The 407-nt window shown below is 71.0% G+C and carries 1 protein-coding gene; it reads left to right on the top strand.

The features are described from left to right. Nucleotides 1-407, top strand: a 407-nt coding sequence (locus PUR56_RS37310; protein WP_329952224.1) for an acyltransferase domain-containing protein, incomplete at both ends; no start/stop codon positions are given.

Below are 407 nucleotides of genomic sequence, written 5' to 3'. Positions count from 1 at the left end.
CGGAGGCTGCGGGCGAGCGGGGCTGGAAGACCAGCCGTCGGCGGACCAGCCACGCCTTCCATTCGCGGTTGATGGAGCCGATGTTGGAGGACTTCCGCGCAGTGGTGCGGTCCCTGGCCTTCTCCGAGCCTTCGGTCCCGGCGGTGTCGTCGGTGACGGGCCGTCAGGTCGGTGTCGGTCAGTGGTCGGACCCGGAGTACTGGGTGGACCAGGTCCGCAAGCCGGTCCGCTTCGCCGACGCCCTCGAAGCGCTAGACGGCGTCACCTGGTTCGTCGAATTGGGCCCGGACGGCGTCCTGTCGGCGCTCGTCCAGCAGCCCGACGCCGTCACCGCGCCGCTGCTGCGCCGCGACCGTGACGAAGTCACCACCGCGCTGACGGCGCTCGCGACCCTGCACGTCAACGGT

It is taken from the genome of Streptomyces sp. BE303, from assembly GCF_036290945.1.
GTDB lineage: Bacteria > Actinomycetota > Actinomycetes > Streptomycetales > Streptomycetaceae > Kitasatospora.
The sequence above is the reverse complement of the archived record's forward strand: the minus strand, read 5'-3'. Positions and strand labels throughout refer to the sequence as shown.